The organism is Demequina pelophila, from assembly GCF_000971175.1.
GTDB classification, from domain to species: Bacteria; Actinomycetota; Actinomycetes; order Actinomycetales; family Demequinaceae; genus Demequina; species Demequina pelophila.
Map to the genome: position 1 here is coordinate 99,344 of NZ_BBLY01000006.1, position 18,943 is coordinate 118,286.

The 18,943-nt window shown below is 73.2% G+C and carries 20 protein-coding genes and 1 tRNA gene; 14 read left to right on the plus strand and 7 right to left on the minus strand.

What is annotated here, in order from left to right:
- Positions 1 to 3 precede the first annotated feature (3 nt).
- The 3 genes from AOM03_RS10225 to AOM03_RS10235 are packed head-to-tail and all read right to left on the minus strand — an operon-like array spanning position 4 to position 1,813.
- Entirely contained in the window at positions 4 to 486 is a 483-nt protein-coding gene (locus AOM03_RS10225; protein ID WP_062381159.1) for a low molecular weight protein-tyrosine-phosphatase, read from the minus strand.
- A 31-nt stretch (positions 487 to 517) separates the two neighbouring features.
- Positions 518 to 1,417: a CHAD domain-containing protein gene (locus tag AOM03_RS10230; protein WP_062381032.1), complete on the minus strand. Its 900-nt coding sequence runs from the start codon at positions 1,415 to 1,417 to the stop codon at positions 518 to 520.
- A 21-nt stretch (positions 1,418 to 1,438) separates the two neighbouring features.
- Positions 1,439 to 1,813, minus strand: coding sequence for an RNA-binding S4 domain-containing protein (locus tag AOM03_RS10235; protein WP_062381035.1), 375 nt, complete (start codon positions 1,811 to 1,813; stop codon positions 1,439 to 1,441).
- Positions 1,814 to 1,902: 89 nt separating this feature from the next.
- On the opposite strand from AOM03_RS10235, the gene AOM03_RS10240 reads away from it, so the two are divergent.
- From AOM03_RS10240 to AOM03_RS10250, 3 genes are read left to right on the plus strand one after another with little or no spacing between them, the layout of a single operon-like run.
- The gene (locus AOM03_RS10240; protein ID WP_062381037.1) at positions 1,903 to 2,535 is read left to right on the plus strand and encodes a hypothetical protein; all 633 of its coding nucleotides are present in this window, start codon (positions 1,903 to 1,905) and stop codon (positions 2,533 to 2,535) included.
- Positions 2,532 to 3,620, plus strand: a complete 1,089-nt coding sequence (locus AOM03_RS10245; protein ID WP_062381039.1) for a threonine aldolase family protein — start codon at positions 2,532 to 2,534, stop codon at positions 3,618 to 3,620. The genes AOM03_RS10240 and AOM03_RS10245 overlap by 4 nt, the downstream gene beginning before the upstream one ends.
- Positions 3,617 to 3,991: a YchJ family protein gene (locus tag AOM03_RS10250; protein WP_062381041.1), complete on the plus strand. Its 375-nt coding sequence runs from the start codon at positions 3,617 to 3,619 to the stop codon at positions 3,989 to 3,991. The genes AOM03_RS10245 and AOM03_RS10250 overlap by 4 nt, the downstream gene beginning before the upstream one ends.
- 36 nt (positions 3,992 to 4,027) lie before the next feature.
- Here the strand turns inward: AOM03_RS10250 and AOM03_RS10255 are convergent, their stop codons facing one another.
- The 3 genes from AOM03_RS10255 to AOM03_RS10265 all read right to left on the minus strand — a co-directional run bounded on the left by AOM03_RS10255 (position 4,028) and on the right by AOM03_RS10265 (position 8,045).
- On the minus strand, positions 4,028 to 5,188 hold the full coding sequence (locus AOM03_RS10255) for a YeiH family protein (protein ID WP_062381044.1): 1,161 nt from the start codon (positions 5,186 to 5,188) through the stop codon (positions 4,028 to 4,030).
- Positions 5,189 to 5,246: 58 nt separating this feature from the next.
- Positions 5,247 to 7,004: a M15 family metallopeptidase gene (locus AOM03_RS10260; protein WP_156157709.1), complete on the minus strand. Its 1,758-nt coding sequence runs from the start codon at positions 7,002 to 7,004 to the stop codon at positions 5,247 to 5,249.
- Positions 7,005 to 7,292: 288 nt separating this feature from the next.
- The gene (locus AOM03_RS10265; RefSeq protein WP_062381049.1) at positions 7,293 to 8,045 is read right to left on the minus strand and encodes a copper homeostasis protein CutC; all 753 of its coding nucleotides are present in this window, start codon (positions 8,043 to 8,045) and stop codon (positions 7,293 to 7,295) included.
- Positions 8,046 to 8,138: 93 nt separating this feature from the next.
- Here AOM03_RS10265 and AOM03_RS10270 point away from each other — a divergent pair, with 93 nt between their 5' ends.
- The 4 genes from AOM03_RS10270 to AOM03_RS10285 all read left to right on the plus strand — a co-directional run bounded on the left by AOM03_RS10270 (position 8,139) and on the right by AOM03_RS10285 (position 10,182).
- Positions 8,139 to 8,762, plus strand: coding sequence for a protein-L-isoaspartate O-methyltransferase family protein (locus AOM03_RS10270; RefSeq protein ID WP_062381051.1), 624 nt, complete (start codon positions 8,139 to 8,141; stop codon positions 8,760 to 8,762).
- A gap of 113 nt (positions 8,763 to 8,875) precedes the next feature.
- Positions 8,876 to 9,487 carry a nucleoside deaminase gene (locus AOM03_RS10275; RefSeq protein WP_227589965.1) on the plus strand — a complete coding sequence of 204 codons (612 nt, stop codon included), beginning with the start codon at positions 8,876 to 8,878 and terminating at the stop codon, positions 9,485 to 9,487.
- The gene (locus tag AOM03_RS13140; RefSeq protein ID WP_062381054.1) at positions 9,402 to 9,845 is read left to right on the plus strand and encodes a type II toxin-antitoxin system RelE/ParE family toxin; all 444 of its coding nucleotides are present in this window, start codon (positions 9,402 to 9,404) and stop codon (positions 9,843 to 9,845) included. The genes AOM03_RS10275 and AOM03_RS13140 overlap by 86 nt, the downstream gene beginning before the upstream one ends.
- A 10-nt stretch (positions 9,846 to 9,855) precedes the next feature.
- Positions 9,856 to 10,182, plus strand: a complete 327-nt coding sequence (locus AOM03_RS10285; protein ID WP_062381056.1) for a HigA family addiction module antitoxin — start codon at positions 9,856 to 9,858, stop codon at positions 10,180 to 10,182.
- A 153-nt stretch (positions 10,183 to 10,335) separates the two neighbouring features.
- On the opposite strand, the gene AOM03_RS10290 is transcribed toward AOM03_RS10285, so the two are convergent.
- A tRNA-Leu gene (locus tag AOM03_RS10290) sits at positions 10,336 to 10,422 on the minus strand.
- Positions 10,423 to 10,470: 48 nt separating this feature from the next.
- On the opposite strand from AOM03_RS10290, the gene AOM03_RS10295 reads away from it, so the two are divergent.
- The 7 genes from AOM03_RS10295 to pknB are packed head-to-tail and all read left to right on the plus strand — an operon-like array spanning position 10,471 to position 18,925.
- A complete protein-coding gene (locus AOM03_RS10295; protein ID WP_062381059.1) occupies positions 10,471 to 11,178 on the plus strand; it encodes an FHA domain-containing protein in 708 nt (235 codons plus the stop codon).
- A 1-nt stretch (position 11,179) separates the two neighbouring features.
- Complete coding sequence (locus AOM03_RS10300; RefSeq protein ID WP_062381061.1) at positions 11,180 to 11,701, plus strand: FHA domain-containing protein FhaB/FipA; 522 nt, start codon at positions 11,180 to 11,182, stop codon at positions 11,699 to 11,701.
- Positions 11,701 to 12,900 carry a PP2C family protein-serine/threonine phosphatase gene (locus tag AOM03_RS10305; protein WP_062381064.1) on the plus strand — a complete coding sequence of 400 codons (1,200 nt, stop codon included), beginning with the start codon at positions 11,701 to 11,703 and terminating at the stop codon, positions 12,898 to 12,900. The genes AOM03_RS10300 and AOM03_RS10305 overlap by 1 nt, the downstream gene beginning before the upstream one ends.
- On the plus strand, positions 12,900 to 14,243 hold the full coding sequence (locus AOM03_RS10310; protein WP_062381066.1) for an FtsW/RodA/SpoVE family cell cycle protein: 1,344 nt from the start codon (positions 12,900 to 12,902) through the stop codon (positions 14,241 to 14,243). Before AOM03_RS10305 ends, AOM03_RS10310 begins: the two co-directional genes overlap by 1 nt.
- Complete coding sequence (locus AOM03_RS10315; protein ID WP_062381068.1) at positions 14,240 to 15,706, plus strand: peptidoglycan D,D-transpeptidase FtsI family protein; 1,467 nt, start codon at positions 14,240 to 14,242, stop codon at positions 15,704 to 15,706. Before AOM03_RS10310 ends, AOM03_RS10315 begins: the two co-directional genes overlap by 4 nt.
- Positions 15,706 to 16,674: a serine/threonine-protein kinase gene (locus AOM03_RS10320; protein WP_062381070.1), complete on the plus strand. Its 969-nt coding sequence runs from the start codon at positions 15,706 to 15,708 to the stop codon at positions 16,672 to 16,674. The genes AOM03_RS10315 and AOM03_RS10320 overlap by 1 nt, the downstream gene beginning before the upstream one ends.
- Before the next feature lie 58 nt (positions 16,675 to 16,732).
- A complete protein-coding gene (gene pknB, locus AOM03_RS10325) occupies positions 16,733 to 18,925 on the plus strand; it encodes a Stk1 family PASTA domain-containing Ser/Thr kinase (protein WP_082092334.1) in 2,193 nt (730 codons plus the stop codon).
- Positions 18,926 to 18,943 lie beyond the last annotated feature (18 nt).

Sequence of the window (18,943 nt, forward strand, 5' to 3'; positions counted from 1 at the left end):
GACTCAGACCCGTGCGAGCGCCGCCCTCACGTGCGCGATCACGCCGTCCGCACCGGCCTCGAGCTGACGCAGCACCGTCTGAAAGTCCTCGTAGCCGCCGTACCAGGGGTCGTCGATGTCGAGCAGGTGCTCGTCGCGAACCCCGACCTCCGGCGCGGTCGGATCGAAGGACCGGTACATCCGGATGGGCGCGGTCGGACGCAGCCGGCGCAGCCGCGCGGCGTGCGCGGACGTCATCGCGAGCACCAGGTCGCGCTCCTGCAGTTGGGACTTGGTGACGCGCCGCGCGCTGTGATGCGGGGCGGCGTAGCCGTGCTCCGTCAGCACGCCGCGGGCGCGCCGGTCCATGGGGTTGCCCTGCTCCTCGTCGCTGACGCCGGTGGAGTCGACGGCGACGACGTCTCCCAGCCCCGCCGCCTCGAGGCGGTCGCGCAGCACCACCTCGGCCATGGGAGAGCGGCAGATGTTGCCCGTGCACACGGTCATGATGCGGAAGGCTGCGTCGGTCACAGGCCCATCATGGCAAACGCGCGAGCCTCCGCCCTGCCTTGACCGCCCTGGACCACGTATGACCGTGGGAGGCGTCCGCCCGGGCGGCCCGGTCCAGTTCGATCTGGATCATCACGCCGTAGGTCAGGGTGCTGCGGCCCTCCGCGTGCGCGCCCACCGCGTCCCTGCGCAGCAGGCCGGCCAACTCCATCGCGTCGTGGCGGTCGCCCAACTCCCCCTGCACGGCCTTGAGACGCTTGGCGAGCCTCGCCGCCGGCCCGCCCAGCACGACCGCGGCGACCTCGGCCCCGTAGCGGGCCCGCCGGGCGGCCTTGCGTGCCTCGTGCATCGCCTCGTCGCGCGCGACGGCGGGCGCGTGCAGCGCCTGAGCGTGGAGGCGAGAGGCCCGCTCCCACTCCTTGGCCGCGAGTCGCCGGAGCTCGCGCGCGGCCGGGCGACTCGCGCGCTCCCCGAGGGGCGGGTCCTCGGCGAGGCGGTCCAGCGACTCGAGCAGGTCACGGTACCGCTCGCCGTCGAGCGCCGCGGCGACGCGCACGCGCTCCTCCTGCATGGCCGCCTCGGCGCCGCCCACCAGGTCCTCGCGCACCCCGTCGAGGATCAGCTCGTCCGGCAGGGCGTCCAGCACCGAGGCGAAGCGGTCGCGGCACACCTCGGCGTCGCGCGCGCCGCCCAGGGCACGGCCGAGCCACCGCAGCTCCTCGCGGAGCGGCTCGGTCCGCTCGCGCTCGAGCAGCGGCCGATAGGCCGCGAGCGCGGCCCGCAACCTCCGCGTGGTGACACGCGCCTGGTGCACGGCGTCCGGGGCGTCGGCCCGGACCTCGGGGTCCAGCTCGCGCAGCCGGGCGGCCTGCTCGCGCAGATAGTCGCCCAGGACCGCCCCGGCCGTGACCTCAGCGTCCTTGCTCATGCCGTACCTCCACCGGATCGATCATCGCGACACACGCCCGCGCAGGCGATCGAGCTGACGACGGTCGCGCTTGGTCGGCCGTCCCGCGCCGCGGTCGCGGATGCCGAACGGCGACGCCATCTCCTTGGGGGGCGGTGGCGGGCTGTGGTCCGTGTAGGCCGCCTGCGCGAGGGGCGCGCCCACGCGCTTGAGCAGCAGCTGGCGCGCCTCGAGCACGCGCAGGCGCTCGCCGCCGCGCACCTCGACGCGCGAGCCCACGCGCACCTGGGTCGCGGGCTTGGCCCGCTCGCCGTCGACGCGGATGTGCCCCGCCTTGACCGCCGCGGTGGCCTGCGAGCGGGTCTTGAACATGCGCACGGCCCACACCCACACGTCGACGCGCACCTGCTCGGCCATCCCCCGAGCCTACTGCCGGGCCGCGCGAACCTCAGGGGCAGGACGCCGCCCCCGCGATGCCAGGGACCTTGCCGACATAACCTGGGCGCATGGACACCTTGCTCGAGGTCATCGGCTGGATCGGTTCCATCCTCGTCGTCGCGTCGCTCACCCAGGCCCGGGTGTGGCGCTTCCGCTGGATGAACCTGGCCGGCTCGCTCATCGCCACCGCGTACAACGCGATCTTCGGCATCTGGCCGTACTTCGCGATGAACCTCGCGATCGTCTTCATCAACATCTACTGGCTCATCCGCCTGAGCCGCGAGCGCCATGACGCCGCGGTCTTCGGCGTGCTCGAGCTCGATCCCGCCGACCCGTACCTTCAGCACCTGCTCACCGTCCACGCCAAGGACATCGCGAAGTGCGAGCCGCGCTTCGCGGCCGATGCGATGGCCGGGTCCGGCCGCCGCCGCACCTACCTGGTGGTCCGCGGGGACGAGGCCGTGGGCGTGGTCGCGGTCCGCGACCAGGGCGACGGCGTGGGCCGCCTCGAGCTCGACTGGGTCAAGCCGCGCTTCCGGGACTTCACCCCGGGCGAGTTCGTGCACCGCGAGTCCGGCATCCTCACGAAGGCCGGCTTCCGCCGCCTCGAGGTGGAGGTCCACGAGGGCACCGACCGCGACTACCTGGAGCGCATGGGATTCGCGCAGCAGGGCGAGCGCCTGGTGAAGGCGCTCCCGTGACGGTTGCCCCCACGATCCACTTCGCCTCCGACAACTACGCCTCGGTCCACCCCGAGGTGATGGAGGCCATGGCCGCCGCGAACGTCGCGCACGACTCCGCCTACGGCGCGGACGCCTTCACGGCCCGCTTCGACGAGGCCATCGCCGCGACGTTCGGCGATCACGCGCTCGGCTACCCGGTCTTCAACGGCACGGGCGCCAACATCGTCTCCCTCATGGCGCTCAGCCCCCGCTGGGGCGGCGTGGTCGCCTCCGAGCACGCGCACATCCACAACGACGAGAACGGTGCCCCCGAGCGCGTCGGCGGCCTCAAGCTCCTCACCCTGCCGTCGCCGGACGGCCGCCTCACCCCCGACCAGCTCGACCGCTACGCGGGCGACCTGGGGGACCCGCATCGTGCCCAGCCCCTGGTCCTGTCGCTCACCCAGGCGACGGAGATGGGCACCGTCTACGGCCTGGCCGAGATGAGGGCGATGGCCGATGCGGCGCACGCCCTGGGCATGCGCGTCCACGTGGACGGGGCCCGGATCGCGAACGCGGCGGCCGCCCTGGGAGTGGGCCTCGCCGAGGCGTGCGCGGGCGCCGACGTGCTCTCGCTCGGCGGCACCAAGAACGGCGCGATGCTCGGCGAGGCCGTGGTGATCCTCAACCCGGAGCTGCGCGACTCGCTCGCCCACGACCTGCCGTACCTGCGCAAGCAGACCATGCAGCTGGGGTCCAAGATGCGCTACGTCTCGGTGCAGCTGGACGCGCTGCTCACCTCGACGGACGCGCAGGGGACGCCCCTGTGGCGGCGCAACGCCGGCCACGCGAACGCGATGGCGGCGCGCCTGCGCGCCGCGCTCGCCCCGCTCGCGGACGCGGGACGCCTCGCCTTCACACAGGAGACCCAGGCGAACGCCCTGTTCGCCACGCTCCCCCGGGCCGCGGCCGATGCGGTGCGCGCCCGGTATCGCTTCTACGACTGGCAGCCGGGTTCCCGCCCCGGCGACGTCGAGGTGCGGTGGATGTGCGCGTGGGACACCACCGCAGAGGACGTCGACGCCTTCGCGGCGGCCCTGACCACCGCCCTGGAGGCCCGATGATGCTGTGCCCGTGCGGATCCGAGCGGCCCTTCGGCGAGTGCTGCCGCCCCATCCTGCGCGGCGAGGCCCGCGCGGAGACCGCCGAGCAGCTCATGCGCTCGCGCTACACCGCCAACGTGCGCCGCGACGAGGGCTACCTGCTCGCGACCTGGCACCGGTCCACGCGCCCGGCGCGCGTCGACCTCATGACCGAGTGGCGCGGCCTCGAGGTGCTCTCCACCGAGCGCGGCCGCAAGGGCGATCCGAACGGCACGGTCACCTTTGTCGCCCACTACGCCACGGGCACCGTCGCGATCGGCACCATGCGGGAAACCAGCCGGTTCGTCTTCGAGGACGGCATGTGGCTGTACGTGGACGGCGACGTGGCCTAGCGGGAGCCCGGCGACCTGCCCCACATAGTCAGTCGACTACATCAGGAGCAGCACGCCCGCCAGCGCGACGACCGTGGCGATCAGCCACGAGGCCGCGCCGAGCGCGGCGGCGCTGCCCCCGGTACGGGCGAGCAGCCGCACGTCGATGCCCAGCCCGATCCCGAACATCGCCGCGACCAGGGCCACGGTGCCCACGAGCACGAGCGCATCGATGACGCCGTCGGGCAGCCAGCCTGTCGACCGCAGCGCGACGGCCGCGAGGAAGCCCAGGACGAAGCCAGGCACGAGCGGCGTCGATCGGCCTGCCGCCGGCGCGGCGGGATCCATCGTCGGGGCACCACCGCGCCCGCGACCGAGCACGGACCCGGCGACCACGATTACCGGGGCGAGCAGCACCACGCGCGCGAGCTTCGCGACCGTCGCGACGGCGAGAACCGCGGCGCCCGCGGCGGCGCCCGCCGCCACGGACTGCCCCACCTCGGGGGCGGAGGCCCCGATCCACACGCCGGTCGCGTTCGCGTCGAGCCCCAGCAGCGGCGCCGCCCACGGCACCAGGACGATGGTGAGCGTGCCGAACAGGGTGATGAGGGCGAGCGAGGCGGCGAGCGCGTCGTCCCTCTCGTCCGCGTCGTCGGTCGCGAGGTCGACCACGCCGCGCATCGCGGAGATCGCGGACGCGCCGCAGATCGAGAATCCGGTGGCCACGAGCAGGCGCATCGGCAGGGACACGCGCAGCGCCCGGCCCAGCGCGAGGGTGGCGGCGAACGTCACCGCGAAGGTGGTGACCACCACGACGATGCCGCGCCAGCCCAGGTGAAGGAGCTCGGGCAGGGACAACTGCAGGCCCAGCAGCACCACGCCCACCCGCAGCAGCGTCTTGGCAGCCACATCGGTGCCCGGGCGCAGCAGGCGCACGGCCGTCCCGCGCGCACCGTCAGGCGCGGACCGGAAGCCCAGGCTCGAGCCGACGACCGCGCCGATCGCCAGCGAGAGCACCAGCGGAGACACAGCCTCGAGCCGGTGCGCCGTCACCATGCCGACCGCGGCGACCACGAGCGCGAGGGCCAGCCCGGGCGCCTTCTCGCGCCACGCACGTCCGGGGGACGATGCACGATCGGCCTGGGCGGCCACCTGCGGCTCGGTCGGTGCGAGCCGGGGCTCGTCGGCGGCCTCGGGTGCGGCGGTCGGGGTTGTCACCGCACAAGCATGCGTGCGCCGCGGTCCGACCGCGCGGTACGGAGGTCCCTGCCCGCCGTCAGTCCTGGTCCGCGGCGAGCGCGTCGGAGACGTGCTCGAGGAGCTCGGGCTCGGCGGGCATCTCGACCTCGCCCACGCCCGGCGCGACGAACTCCATGTGCCACGACTCGGGCTTCGAGCCCCCCGGGCGGGCCCACAGGGGGTGGACCCATCCGTAGTCGGCGCCGTGCTGGGCGATCCAGGCGGCGGCCGCGGGGTAGAGGTCGATCGCCATGCCCCAGCCGTGGTTCGAGGTGCCGGGCACCGCGGCGGTCGCGGGCTTGGCCGCGCGCGTCGCGACCTGCGACGCGTACGTGCGGTACGAGTCCGTGAGCTCGAGGTGTCGGCCCGTCTCGGCGAAGTAGGCCTCGTCGGCGAGCACCAGGCCTCGCACCGCCGAGCACTGGAGCATGTGGCCGCTCATCCACGGGATGGGGCACAGGTCCGAGGTGGGCAGGCGGCCGTTCGAGGCGGTCGTGCCCTCGGGCGCGCCGGTCCAGCCGTTCTGGTGGGCCGCGACGGCCTCCTGGTATTCGGCGCTGCGCTCGGCGACCGCCGCGGCCACGTCCGCGTCGTACTCCGCGGTGAGGCGCGCGTTCTCCTCATCGATGCGGGCGTTCTCCGCCGCGACCCAGGTCAGGTGCGACTCGTGCACGGCGTCGACCGCGTCACTCGCCGCGTCGCGCGCGTCCTCGAGCTCGGCGTTGACGTCCGCAACGGCGTCGAGCGAGTCGCGGTCGACCGCGAGGTCGGCCTCCTGCGCGGCAACCAGGCGGTCGCGCGCCTCCTCGAGCGCTGCGAGCGTGGCGTCGTCGGCCACGTCCTGGCCCACGACCTCCAGCACGTGGTCCACCGCGACGAGGGAGGACTCGGTGCCGGCGAACAGGTCGTCGAGATCCGCGACGGCCGCCTCGAGGGCCGCCTGGGCGGACACCTCGGCGAGCCGGCCGGCGGAGGTCTCGACCTCGGCCGCGGCGGCCTCGATCTCCGCGGCCGCACTCTCGAGCGCGGCGGTGGCCTCGCGCACGGTGGCGAGGTCGCGCTCGCCGCCCTCGAGCACCTGGGCGACCTTGTCGGGATCGACCGCGGCGGTCGGCTCCTCGGCGATGGCGGCCTGCGCGGCCGAATCCTGGGCGACGGAGTCCGCGGCGGCGGTCGTCGACGTCCCGGAAAGAAGGCCCTCCGCGTCGTCCGTCGCCTCGACGGACGGGGTGGGCTCCGCCGATGCGGCGGGCTCCGCCGTCGCGGCGACGTCGGGCTCGGCGTTCGTGTCGCCCAGCGGGTTGGACGCCTCCTCGACCCCGTCGAGCACGACCTGATCGTCCGCCCCCTGGCCGGAGGCCGCGTCCTCGGCGGACTCATCCGCGTCAGCCTCGTCCTCCTCGGAGGCGGCGGCCTCCACCGTCGCCTCGACGGCGGGCGTCACGGAGGGCAGCGCGGCGATGTCCGCCTGCGCGGTGACCTCGACGTGGGCGCTGTGGAGCGCGGCGGTAACCGTCGCATCGTCCAGCGTGCGGTCGAGGGTGCGCGCGGCGATGGCGACGGGGACCTGGGAGGCGACGGAGCCGGCCTCGTCGGCCACGGCGATCGCCTTCTCGACGGACTCCTCGAGGAGCTGCTGCTTCTCGGCGAGGACCTGGGCGGCTTGGCGGGCGTCGGAGACGGCGGCGGTGATGCGGACCTCGTGGGTCGCGACCGCGGAGCCGACGCCGACAGCAAAGCTCGCCAGGGCCGTGGCCGAGGCGAGCACAAGGGTGCGTGAAGTGAGTTTCATCATGAGTCGTTGTCCGTGCCGCTCCGGGGTGGGCGGCGTCTGGGACCACTCCACTGTAAGCGACCCCGACCGGGCCCCTCTCGAGGCGGGCCGCTCGGCAGCCGCCGCAGCCTGGCCCCCGGCGAGGGGAGAGGGCGGCCGCCCGGGCATCGTCGCTTCGCCCGATTCGCACGATTCCTCCTGCATTCACCGCGAAACCGGACGATTGGGGGCGAAGCGGCGCATGGACAATGCGCGCCCCGCCGGGATGCGCCGTGTGATTCCGGCCACACGGGTGCACTTCGGGCACGATTACCGCGGTGCGACGCTACCGAGCGCGTCGAGGACCGCGCGCACGATCGCGGGGTCCGTCTCGAGCGTGCCGTCGCGGCGAACGCTGTCGCTCTGCGCGCGCAGGTGCACCTGGTCCACACGCGACAGGGCGACCACCTGGGCGACGTTGTCCGGCCGCACCCCTCCCCCGGCGAGCACCTCCGGACCGGGCGCACGCACCAGGCGGGCCAGTGCATCGGCCCCCGCGAGCGCCGTGGCGGCGCCACCGGAGGTGAGCACCCGCTCGACCCCCAGCCGCCCGAGCGCCGCGTACGCGGCGTCGAGGTCGGCGGTCGCGTCGAACGCCTTGTGGCAGGTCACGGGCACCGGGCCGGCGGCGGCGACCAGGCGCGCCATCGCGGCCTCGTCGATGGCCGCGTCGGGCGTGAGCACGCCGGTGACGATGCCCACGCGGACCGGGACGTCGGCGGCGAGGTCGCGAATCGCGCGGCAGTCCTCCTCCATGACCGCGAGCTCATCCGCGTCGTAGACGAAGTCGCCTCCGCGCGGGCGCACCATGATCTGCACGCCGATGCTCGCCACCCGCGCCAGCACCATGCGGACCATCCCCAGGCTGGGGGTCGTGCCGCCCTGGCACAGGTCCGCGCAGAGCTCGACGCGGTCGGCGCCGGCGGCCTCCGCGGCCAGGGTGCCGGCGACGTCGTCGACGACGATCTCGACCGCGACGGCCTTCTCACTCGGAGCGGACGGAGACACGGCATCGGCGGTCATGCTCCTATTGAACGTCACGACGCGCCCGGTCGCGGGCACCGCGAGGCCGCTCACGGCCCGGCGCAGGCGGCGGATCGGTGGTTCCCTGGAGGCATGGACGGCCCGGGCGGGACCCCATCGGACGGCGATCGCGGTGCGCGCCGCGTCGACGACGCGTTCCTCGCGCAGCCGCGCCGCGGATTCCTGCCCGCGTCCGTCCGTGGCCAGGCGCCGCTCGACCAGCCGCTGCCCATCGGCTTCGGCCAGACGAACAGCCAGCCCACCACCGTGCGGGAGATGCTGCACCTGCTCGACGTCCGGCCGGGCATGCGCGTGCTCGAGGTGGGATCGGGGACCGGCTGGGTGGTCGCACTGCTCGCGGAGCTCGTCGGCGCCGAGGGCTCGGTCCTGGGGACCGAGCGGATCGCCCGGCTGGTCGAGTCGGGCGCGACGAACCTGCGCACCGCCGGCGTGCCGTGGGCGCGGATGACTGAGGCGAGGGACGACGCCCTGGGCGCGCCCGACGAGGCGCCGTTCGACCGGATCCTGGTGTCCGCGATGGCGGACAAGGTCCCCCGCGAGCTCGTCGCGCAGCTCGCCCCGGGCGGGGTGATGGTGGCTCCCGTGCGCGGACGCATGCTGCGCATCGTCCGCGGCCTGCCGCCCCACGACGATCCGGCCGATGCGGTGACCACCGAGCACGGCCTCTACCGGTTCGTCCCGCTCATCGTGCCGTAGGACTCGCGGGCGTCGAGCCCCGGCCGCCGTGCTCCGCCGACGCCGGCGGTCTCCCGCTCCGCCGACCGGCTGCGACAGACTGGTCGCATGCCCCACCACAGAAGGGATGCCCCGTGACCCGTGGACTGCCCCAGGAGTTCTCGATCGCCCTGCCCGCGTGGGTCGCGGAGGAGACGGCCGGCGTCCCCACCCACCTGAGAAGCGCCGACGACCGGATGGCGCTGGTGCATCGTCTCGCCGCGCGGAACTTCCGCGAGGGCGGCGGCGGCCCCTTCGCCGCGATCGTGGTCGAGCGCGACTCCGGCCGCCTGGTCTCCGTCGGGGTGAACGTGGTGCTCTCCGGCGGCATCTCCGTGGGCCACGCCGAGGTCACCGCGCTGGGCCTCGCGCAGCGCGCGCTGGGCGCCTGGGACCTGGGCGGCGCCGGCATGCCCGCGCACGAACTCGTGGTCAACTGGCGCCCCTGCATCCAGTGCTACGGCGCGACCCTGTGGTCTGGCGTGCGCTCCCTGGTGGTCGCCGGCGACGGCCCCGAGCTCGAGCGGCTCACCGGGTTCGACGAGGGACCCATGGTGCCCGACTGGGCCGAGCAGTTCGAGCGCCGCGGCATCACCGTCACCCGGGACGTGCGACGGGACGATGCGCTGCGCACCTTCGCGGACTACGGCGCCCTGGTCGCGGAGCACGGGGCGACCGTGTACAACGCCCGGGGCGGCGGGGACTGACTCCGGTCGGGGTCGACCTCGACGGTCAGGCCGGGCCTCCCGGCCCGGGATACGGAACCGCACAGAGCGACCGCGTCAATTCGGCCTTCTCGCCGCAGTCTCCCTCGTAGGTCGGCGGGGCTGGCCTCGGGCATGTCCGCGACCCCCAAGGAAGGAGGCTGGTACCGCTGCACGATACTCTCGGCCAGCGATACCATGGGGCCGTGGACCCAGAAAAGTCCCGCCTGGGAACGAACTCGAGGCAATGAAGGGCGATCGAGCCGGGCAGCACTCCATCCGCATCAACAGCCAGGGGCGAATCTGCTTCACATGGGTGGGCGACCGCGCTGAAGACATCGAGTTCGTCGACTACCACTAGGGAGGACCCCATGGCCAACATCGCTGACGACGACTACTTCGAGATCGATCTCGTCACGCCCGGCGAGATGCTCCGCGTCGAGGTTCTCGAGCCACTCGGCATCACCGCCTACCGCCTGGCGAAGGCGACCGGCATGACGCAGACCCGCGTTGCGGAGATCATCTCCGGCAAGCGCCGCATCACCGCGGACACCGCGCAGCGTCTCGCGCACGTGCTCGGCGGCTCGGCCCAGTCGTGGCTCGGGCTGCAGGCCACGTATGACCTCCTCGTCGCTGAACGAGAGAACGGCGACGTGTATCGCCGTCTCGAGGTGCTGGCCGGTCCGTCCGCGGCCTGATCGCTGCACCAACCACACGACAGAGGCCCCGCCGGCCTCACCAGGGCCGGAGGCACAAGCGCGCCCGGAAACAGCCGAAACGGCCCACAGACACCTCTACATAGGCGCACAAAGCAGAAGGCCGCCCCCGACCTCAGTCGGGGGCGGCCTTATTGGTGCGCGAGGGGGGAGTTGAACCCCCACGCCCTTTCGGGCACACGGACCTGAACCGTGCGCGTCTGCCTATTCCGCCACTCGCGCGCGCCGATGTACTCTAGCACGATTCTGGCGACCGTTACGATGGCCCCCATGGGCGTGCTGGACAGATTCGAACGCGGCGTGGAGAACGTCATGCAGAACGCGTTCGCGCGCACCTTCAAGGCGGGGGTCAAGCCGGTCGAGCTGGCCGCCGCGGTGAAGCGCGAGTGCGATGCCCGCGCCGCGGTGGTGGACCGCGGTCGCACGGTCGCCCCCAATGAATACGTGATCTCCCTGTCCCAGGCGGACCGGGCCGCGGTCGAGAGCTGGGGCGAGGACGTCATGCGCCAGGAGATCGCCGATGCGCTGCGCACCCACGCGGAGCGCCAGCGCTACGCCTTCGTGGGCACGGTGGAGGTCGCCTTCGACACGGACGAGACGCTCGCCACCGGCCGCTACGCGGTCGCCAGCCGCACCACGCGCGGGCCCGTCGCGCCGGCCACCTCGACCAATCCCAATGCGGCGCACCCGCTGCTCGACATCGACGGAGTGCGCTACTACCTCACCGGCGAGTCGACGGTGCTGGGCCGCGGCGGGGAGGCGGACATCGTCGTGGACGACACGGGGGTGAGCCGCCGCCACGTGCGCCTCGAGGTCACGCCGCACGGGACCATCCTCACGGATATGGGCTCGACGAACGGTACCTTCGTCGAGGACCAGCGCGTGAGCGAGGCGACGCTGCTGGACGGCAACGCCATCACGATCGGACGGACGCGCATGCTCTATTGGGACCCGGCACCGCAGGGTGAGGACGACTGACGTGAGTCAGCTCTCCATCACCCTGCTCCGCATGGGCTTCCTGGTCCTGCTGTGGGCGCTGGTGCTGTCCGCGATCGCGGTGCTGCGCGCGGACCTCTACGGCACGCGCGTCACGGCGCGCGGCCGGGGCCGTCGCTCGCGTCAGGAACGCGACGCGCGCGCGGAGAAGACGGCCGCCCCCAGCCGCGCCGCCACCGGCATCCGCGCCGGCTCGATCTCCACCCAGAATCCCGCGGAGGCCCACCTCGCCGTCACGGCGGGACCGCTCAAGGGCACCACGATCCCCCTAGGCCAGGCGCCGGTGCTGGTCGGCCGCGCGAGCACCTGCACGCTCGTGATCGACGACGACTACTGCTCCGCCAAGCACTGCCGTGTCTTCCTCGACGCCGAGCGTTGGATGGTCGAGGACCTGGGCTCCACGAACGGCACGTACCTGGGCAACCACAAGGTGACGGACCCGGTGCCGTTCCGCGAGGGCGACGTCATCCGCATCGGCGCCACCGCCCTGGAGCTCACCACCTGATGTATCTGGGCATTCACTTTGCCGCCCGCTCCGACGTGGGTCTGGTGCGCTCCTCCAACCAGGACTCGGGCTTCGCCGGAGCCCACCTGCTCGCCGTCGCCGACGGCATGGGCGGCGCCGCGGGCGGGGACATCGCATCCTCCATCGCGATCGGGCGCCTCGCGGCCCTCGAGGGGGAGGCGCACGGCCCGGACGATGCGCTGGACGAGCTGAAGACGGCCATCGCCGAGGCCCACGCCCAGATCGTCGAGCGTGCGCGCAACGATCCGGAACTCTCGGGGCTGGGCACCACGGTCACCGCCCTGCTGCGGTCTGGCTCCACGCTGTCGATGGCCCACATCGGCGACTCGCGCGCCTACCTGCTGCGCGACGGATCGCTCGACCAGGTGACCACCGACCACTCCTTCGTCCAGCACCTGGTGGACACCGGCCGCCTGTCCGTCGCGGACGCCGAGCACCACCCCAAGCGGTCGATGCTGCTGCGCGTGCTGGGCGACATCGACGCGGACGTGCCGGTCGACATCTCCGTGCGCGAGGCGCGCCCCGGCGACCGCTGGCTGCTGTGCTCGGACGGCCTGTCCGGCGTGGTGAGCCGGGAGACGATGCGCGAGACCCTCCGCGAGGTCGAGGACCCGGGCGACTGCGCGGACGCGCTCGTGGGCCTCGCGCTCGCCGCCGGCGCGCCCGACAACGTCACGTGCATCGTGGGCGACATCGTGGACATCGACGCCGCGCCCGACGGCATCGGCCCCTCCACGTCGTCCCAGATCGTCGGCTCCGCCGCCCTCGACCGCCGCCGCGCCACCGCGGCCGCGGACACCCCCGCCGCCAAGGCGGCCCGCCTCGCCGCGCGCGAGGAGCCCGAGGAGGACGAGGAGCTGCCGCGCGACCGCTGGGCGCGCATCCGGCCCTGGATCCTGCCCGTGGTGGCGCTCGCCGCCATCATCGGCGCCGCCTGGGGCGGGTACTGGTGGAGCCAGCAGCAGTACTACGTGGGCGAGTCGGACGGCTACGTGGCCGTGTACCGCGGCATCCCCGAGGTGCTGGGGCCGCTGAGCTTCCACACGCTCGTCGAGACCACCGGCGTGCCCATGGACGAGCTCGAGGCCTACCAGCGCCTGCGCGTGTCGGAGGCGATCCGGGTCACGACCCGCGAGGACGCCGACGACGTGGTCGCGTCGCTCAGGTCGGAGAACTAGTGGCCATCGTCGCGGACGTCCACGTCCGCACCGGGCGCCGGTCCGAGCTGGGCCTGCTGGCCATCGCCGTGGCCGTCGCGGTGCTCGCGCGCGGCCTGGTCGACTACCACGCGCACATCCTCGAGCCGGTCGAGATCTCCGTCTACGCGGGGGCGTGGATCGGCGTGCTCGCGCTGGTCCACCTGGCCCTGCGGCGCTGGGCCCCCTTCGCGGACCCCGTGCTCGTGCCGGCCGTCGCGACCCTTGTGGGCATCGGCCTCGCGATGATCCGCCGCATCGACTTCGCGTACGCCGCCCGCGGCCGCGACACCAACTTCGGCGACGTGCAGACGGTGTGGGCGCTCATCGGCGTCGCGCTCATGCTCCTGGTCATCCTGCTGCTGCGCGACTACCGGCTCCTGAGACGCTTCACCTACACCTCGGGCGTGCTGGGCCTCATCGCGCTGCTCCTGCCACTCATGCCGGTCATCGGCACGCAGATCAACGGCGCGCGCATCTGGATCAACGTCTTCGGCCGCTCGCTGCAGCCGGGCGAGTTCGCCAAGATCGCCTTCGTCGTCTTCTTCGCCGGCTACCTGGTCTCCAACCGCGACACCCTCGCGCTCGCCGGCCCCAAGGTGCTGGGCCTGCGCCTGCCGCGCGTGCGCGACATGGGCCCGCTCGCCCTCGTCTGGGTCGCGGCCATGCTCGTGCAGATCTACGAGCGCGACCTGGGCACCTCGCTGCTGCTGTTCGGCATCTTCGTCGCCATGCTCTACGTCGCCACCGAGCGGATCAGCTGGGTGGTGATCGGCATGGGGGCGTTCGCCGTGGGCGCGGTCGCCGCCGGCACCATCTTCGCCCACGTGGGCTCGCGCTACACCGCGTGGCTGCACGCGCTCGACGCGGACGTGTACCGCTCCGGCCAGTCGGAGCAGCTGGTGCGCGGCCTGTTCGGCATGGCCTCGGGCGGGCTGTTCGGCACCGGCCTGGGCGAGGGCCGGCCCGACCTGGTGCCGTACGCGGAGTCCGACTTCATCGTCGCCTCGCTGGGCGAGGAGCTGGGCCTCACCGGCCTCATGGCGATCCTGGTCCTCTACGTCATCATCGTGCAGCGCGCGATGCGCACCGCGATCGGCACCCGCCACGGCTTCGGCAAGCTGCTCGCGACCGGCCTGGGCTTCGCGATCGCGCTCCAGGTGTTCATCGTGGTCGGCGGCGTCACCCGGGTGATCCCGCTGACCGGCCTCACCACACCGTTCCTCGCCTACGGCGGCTCCTCGATGCTGGCCAACTTCATCATCATCGGGCTCCTGCTGCGGCTGTCCGACCAGGCCAGACGCCCCGAGGAGGTGCGCGCGTGAACGAGCCCGTGCGCCGCCTGTCGGTGCTCATCCTGGTCCTGTTCCTCACCCTCATGGGAGCGGCGTCCTACATCCAGGTCATCGACGCCGGCAACCTCAACGCCGACGGCCGCAACGTCCGCACGCTCTACCGCGAGTTCGGCAACTTCCGCGGGCCCATCGTCGTCGACGGCGACCAGGTCGTGTGGTCGGAGCCGGTCGACGATCCCTTCAAGTACCAGCGCACCTACTCCGACTCGACCCTGTACTCGGCCGTCACGGGCTACTACAGCATCGTCTTCGGGTCGACGGGCATCGAGGCCGCCGAGGACGGCCTCCTGTCGGGTTCGGCCGATGCGCTGTTCTGGACCCGGATGGGGAACCTGCTGTCCGGGGAGACGCAGCGGGGGGCCTCGGTCGAGCTCACCCTGTCCGCCGCGGTCCAGCGCGCCGCGACCGATGCGCTGGGCGACCAGCCGGGCGCCGTCGTCGCCCTCGACCCGAGCACGGGTGCGATCAAGGCCCTGGTGACGAGCCCCACCTACGACGCGGAGGCGCTCGCCGGGCACGACACGGCCGCGGTCAACGACGCGTACCAGAACCTCCTGGGCCAGGACGACGGCCCCCTGGTCAACCGCGCGATCGGCGGCGACACCTACCCGCCCGGCTCCACCTTCAAGCTCATCACGGCGGCGGCGGCGCTCGAGTCCGGCTACACCGCGGACACCGAGCTGTACGCGCCCGACCAGCTCGAGCTGCCCGACACGACCGCCACGATGGGCAACTACGGCGGCGGCTCGTGCGGCGACGGCGAGCGCACCACGCTCGCGGAGGCGATCCGCATCAGCTGCAACACCGCGTTCGGCAACCTGGGCATCACGCTCGGCTGGAACGTCATCGAGCGCGAGGCCAAGGAATTCGGCTGGGGCGAGTCCCTGTCGATCCCGCTCGCCGTCACGCCGTCGCGGCTTCCGGAGGACCCGGACCGCGCCCAGGCGGCCATGTCCGCGATCGGTCAGTTCGACGTCCGCGCGACCCCGCTCCAGATGGCCATGGTGGCCGCCGGCATCGCGAACGACGGCGTGCTCATGCAGCCGTACCTGGTCGAGCAGGTGCGCGACTCGGACCTGCGGATCATCGAGCAGTCCGAGCCCGTCGAGATGTCGCGCCCCATGAGCGCCTCCGACGCGAACGAGCTCACGGACATGATGGTCGCCGTCGTCGAGTCCGGGTCCGCGACCGCCGCCCAGATCCCGGGCGTCGAGATCGCCGCCAAGACCGGCACGGCCGAGACCGGCCGCGACGAGCCGCCGCACACCTGGATCGTGGCGTTCGCCCCGGCGAAGGACCCCCAGGTCGCCGTGGCGGTCGTCGTGGACAACGGCGGCACCCTCGGCGCGGCCGGCCAGACCGTCACCGGCGGCACGGTGGCCGCGCCCATCGCCCGGCAGGTCATCGAGGCCGCGCTGGCGGAGGAGGGCTGATGGCGATCACCGCGGGCACCACGCTGGGCGGGCGCTACGTGCTGCGCTCCCTCATCGCGGTGGGCGGCATGGGCGAGGTGTGGCGCGGCACGGACACGGACCTCGACCGCGCGGTGGCCGTCAAGCTGCTCAAGGACGGCGCCGCGGAGAACGAGACCTTCCTCAAGCGCTTCCGCAACGAGGCCAAGAACGCCGCCGGGCTGCTGCACGAGAACATCGCGCAGGTCTACGACTTCGGCGAGCACGCGCGCACCCCGTACCTGGTGATGGAGCTCGTCGAGGGCGAGCCGCTGTCGAGCATCCTCGAGCGCGAGCGCACCCTCGACGAGGCCCGCCTGGTGACGCTGCTGCGGCACTCGTGCCACGGGCTGTCCGCGGCCCACGCCGCCGGCGTGATGCACCGCGACGTCAAGCCCGGCAACCTGCTGGTCCAGGCCGACGACCACGTCAAGATCACCGACTTCGGCGTGAGCCGCGGCACCGACCAGACCACCCTGACCGCCACCGGCATGGTGATGGGCACGGCGCAGTACCTCGCTCCCGAACTGGCGCTGGGCAAGCCAGCGACGCCCGTGTCCGACCTCTACGCGCTGGGCATCATCGCCTACGAGGCCGTCGTGGGGAAGCGTCCCTTCACGGCCGCGAGCGCCGTCGACATCGCGATCGCGCAGGTCAACGAGCCCGTCCCGGCGCTGCCGTCGTCGGTGTCCCCCGACCTCGCCCGGCTCATCCGCGTGCTCCTCGACAAGGCGCCGCGCAAGCGCCCCCAGACCGCGCTCGAACTCGACCAGATGCTCGCCGGGCTGTCGCTGACCGGCCGGGCCCGCGTCGCATCGTCCCCCGTCGATCCGGCCGCCCCCACCCCCGAGGACGGCACGCGGCCCAGCCAGCGGCGCACCATGCCGCCGTCGATCGCCCCCCGCGAGTACCGTCCCCGCCCCGACGTCGAGCGCAAGAGGCGCTCGTGACCCTCTCTACAATGTCCCGGAGCACGGAAGCCCCCGGTGCACGACGTAAGGACCCTGCATGAACGACGAACCGAAGATCCTCGGCGGCCGATACGAGGTTGGCGACCTCATCGGCCGTGGCGGCATGGCCGAGGTGCATGTGGGATACGACACACGCCTGGGGCGCACCGTCGCGATCAAGATCCTCCGCGCGGACCTCGCGCGCGACCCGTCGTTCCAGACCCGCTTCCGCCGCGAGGCCCAGGCCGCGGCCGGCCTCAACCACCCCAGCATCGTCGCCGTGTACGACACGGGCGAGGACGTGACGCCCGGCCCGAACGGCAACCCGCAGGCCGTGCCCTACATCGTCATGGAGTACGTCGAGGGCCACACCGTCCGCGACATCCTCAAGGGCGACGTCGCCGCCCCCATCGACGAGGCCGTCGAGATCACCGCCGGCGTCCTCGCCGCGCTCGACTACTCGCACCACGCGGGCCTGGTCCACCGCGACATCAAGCCCGCGAACATCATGCTCACGCCCACGGGCGCGGTGAAGGTCATGGACTTCGGCATCGCGCGCGCGCTGGCCGATGCGGGCCAGACCATGACGCAGACGCAGGCCGTCGTGGGCACCGCCCAGTACCTCTCCCCCGAGCAGGCGCGCGGCGAGACCGTCGACGCCCGCTCGGACCTCTACTCGACGGGCTGCGTGCTCTTCGAACTGCTCACCGGCCGCCCGCCCTTCGTGGGCGACTCGCCGGTCTCCGTCGCGTACCAGCACGTCCGCGAGGCCGCGCCGCGCCCCTCGCAGTACGCCTCCGACGTGCCGGACGCGCTCGACCGGGTGGTGCTGCGCGCGCTGTCGAAGAACCGCGACGAGCGCTACTCGTCCGCCCAGGAGTTCCTCGCGGACCTGCGGGCCGTGATGGCCGGCGACCAGCCCGCGCCCACCACGGGCCAGTTCCCGCTGGGCTCCGCGGCGTTCGGCGCCGGGGCCGTGGGCGTCGCCGCCGCGGGCGCCGCGGCGGCCGGCCAGTCCCCCACCACGGGCCAGACCGAGATCGTCCCCGGCCAGCCCGCCACCGGCGAGACTGCGGTGATGCCCGGCGCGTCGCCGTGGGGTGCGGTCAACCAGCCCGCGTCCGTGCCCCCCGCCGCGGGAGCCGCGGGTGCCGCCGGAGGCATGGCGACCGGCCCGGGCACCGCCGCCGTGAGCACGGTGGACGATGCGGCGGCCAGGCGCCGCAAGACCGTCCAGTGGTCGATTCTTGCCGCCGCGCTCGTGGCGGTCGCGCTGCTCATCCTCGCGCTGTTCATGATGACCCGCAGCGCTCCCGAGGTCGAGGCCAGCCCGAGCCCCACCGCGGCCGCGGTGCAGATGCCCGACCTCGAGAACGCCACCGAGGCGGACGCGAGATCCCAGCTCGAAGCGCTCGGCCTGTCCGTGACGATCCAGCGGGAGGGCTCCGAGGACGTCGACCAGGACCTGGTCACCCGCACGGATCCGCCCGCGGGCCAGATGGCCACCGAGGGCGACACCGTGACGCTGTACCTGTCCTCCGGCCCCGACGTGGTCACGATCCCGGACGTGCGGGGCTTCGAGCGCGAACGCGCCGAGCAGACGCTCGAGGACGCCGGCATCACGGTCAACAGGTTCGACACCGAGGACGACCCGGGGCTGAGCGAGGGTCGCATCACGCGCACCGAGCCCGCCGCGGGCGAAGAGGTCGCGAGCGGCTCCGCGGTCACGCTCTACGCCTCCTCCGGCAAGGTGGAGCTGCCCGACCTGTCGGGCAAGTCCGAGTCCGAGGCGCGCGGCATCATCCAGGAGCTGGGCCTGTCGCCCTCCTCCACCACCCGCGAGGTGGACGCCGGCCCGTACGACGTGGTCGTCGAGCAGAGCCCGGTCGCGGGCCGCGTCGACCAGGGGTCCTCGGTGGAGATCGTCATCGCGATCGAGCCGTCGACCGTCTCCGTGCCGGACGTCGTCGGACGCTCGCAGACCGCCGCCGTCCAGGAGATCGAGGGCGCCGGGCTGTTCCTCGGCTCCGTCACCGTCGACACCAGCGAGGCGAACCCCGACGCCGCGGGCACGGTCAAGTCGATGAACCCGCGCGCCGGCACCGAGGTCACGCCGGACACGACCGTCGACCTGGTCGTGTGGTGCGACGTTCGCTCCGTCCTGGTCACGGCCGAGCCGGAGATCGACCCCGACAACCCGGACGCCACCCCGGCGCCCGGCGAGGTCACGGAGACGTTCGTCTGCCGCTGATCGGGCGGCCACCTGTCA

Coding starts and splice junctions, on each gene's coding strand:
- AOM03_RS10320 (WP_062381070.1), top strand. CDS start 15,706: ATGGCGATCACCGCGGGCACCACGCTGGGCGGGCGCTACGTGCTGCGC.
- pknB (WP_082092334.1), top strand. CDS start 16,733: ATGAACGACGAACCGAAGATCCTCGGCGGCCGATACGAGGTTGGCGAC.
- AOM03_RS10260 (WP_156157709.1), bottom strand. CDS start 7,004: ATGATGAAACTCACTTCACGCACCCTTGTGCTCGCCTCGGCCACGGCC.
- AOM03_RS10225 (WP_062381159.1), bottom strand. CDS start 486: ATGACCGTGTGCACGGGCAACATCTGCCGCTCTCCCATGGCCGAGGTG.
- AOM03_RS10240 (WP_062381037.1), top strand. CDS start 1,903: ATGGACACCTTGCTCGAGGTCATCGGCTGGATCGGTTCCATCCTCGTC.
- AOM03_RS10230 (WP_062381032.1), bottom strand. CDS start 1,417: ATGAGCAAGGACGCTGAGGTCACGGCCGGGGCGGTCCTGGGCGACTAT.
- AOM03_RS10265 (WP_062381049.1), bottom strand. CDS start 8,045: ATGACCGCCGATGCCGTGTCTCCGTCCGCTCCGAGTGAGAAGGCCGTC.
- AOM03_RS10235 (WP_062381035.1), bottom strand. CDS start 1,813: ATGGCCGAGCAGGTGCGCGTCGACGTGTGGGTGTGGGCCGTGCGCATG.
- AOM03_RS10305 (WP_062381064.1), top strand. CDS start 11,701: ATGTATCTGGGCATTCACTTTGCCGCCCGCTCCGACGTGGGTCTGGTG.
- AOM03_RS10295 (WP_062381059.1), top strand. CDS start 10,471: ATGGGCGTGCTGGACAGATTCGAACGCGGCGTGGAGAACGTCATGCAG.
- AOM03_RS13140 (WP_062381054.1), top strand. CDS start 9,402: ATGCGCTGCGCACCTTCGCGGACTACGGCGCCCTGGTCGCGGAGCACG.
- AOM03_RS10250 (WP_062381041.1), top strand. CDS start 3,617: ATGATGCTGTGCCCGTGCGGATCCGAGCGGCCCTTCGGCGAGTGCTGC.
- AOM03_RS10270 (WP_062381051.1), top strand. CDS start 8,139: ATGGACGGCCCGGGCGGGACCCCATCGGACGGCGATCGCGGTGCGCGC.
- AOM03_RS10285 (WP_062381056.1), top strand. CDS start 9,856: ATGGCCAACATCGCTGACGACGACTACTTCGAGATCGATCTCGTCACG.